Genomic DNA, 904 nt, shown 5'->3' on the forward strand with positions numbered 1-904 from the left:
GTTCGACCTGGCCGATGTATGACCAGTGCAGGGTTGTGCGCTCGGCCAGTTTCTCCTGGGACAGGCCCAGCTGTTCGCGGCGGGCGCGCACACGCCGACCGAACTCACCGGTGGCTGGTGAGAGCGGTGGCTTGCGGTCGGTGGGCACGGCTCCATCTCAACCGGCCGAAGACTCCCAATCCAGAGACTATGTATCTCATGACGATGTATCCTGTGGTTGTCCGTAGCGGTCGAGTAGGTGAGGAGGTGAGCCTGATGGACGGTGGCGAGTGACCATTCGCAGAGATCCTCTACCCCTCTCGGGAGGATGCTGCTGCCTCAGGCTGCTCGGTCTGGGGCAGCTCCTCGTCTAGTGTCCAGGTGAAGGCAACGCCGGAGCCTGGCATGAGCCAACCAGCCGACTCGAGCGCGATGACCTTGCCTGGGACGGCTTCTGGTGACCGGATGATGCGGGCCGCTGGTGCCGTGGCCACGGTGTCGTTGACACGCATATCGCCGATATTGGTGTCGGTGTAGTCCAATCGCAGCGACCAGCCTCGGGTTGGTTGTCTGACAGCGAAGTACAGCCGGTGGCTCCACTGCGGGGTGATGGTGCGGAAGACCTGGCGGATGCGGACTGGCTCACCGCTCCTGGCTTCTTCGTCCAGGTCGACGCTGTAGGTCTGGCCGGTAGCACGGGTACTGCGGCGGATGGGTTGAGGCCGGCCATCGACGGTCAGCTCCAGCAGCTCGTATGCCTCCCGGTGGCGGGCGTCCATGCCAGGGCGTGGTGCCATGAACCAGGTGGAGGTGGCTGGGACGTCCTGGCGGAGCTCGTTGTACTCATCTTGGTCAGATACGCACGCGAAGCGCCGGGTGGCACCGCTAGGTACGGTGGTGTACTCCCACTCCACCGTGACGTCCA

Annotated in this window: 1 pseudogene; it reads right to left on the reverse strand. The window is 64.2% G+C overall.

The features are described from left to right. Positions 1–290: 290 nt before the first annotated feature. Positions 291–904 (reverse strand): annotated as a pseudogene (locus tag HMPREF2883_RS03670) (hypothetical protein); the annotation flags it as partial.

Origin of the sequence: Actinomyces sp. HMSC075C01, from assembly GCF_001812965.1 — a bacterium.
Classification (GTDB): domain Bacteria; phylum Actinomycetota; class Actinomycetes; order Actinomycetales; family Actinomycetaceae; genus Actinomyces; species Actinomyces acetigenes.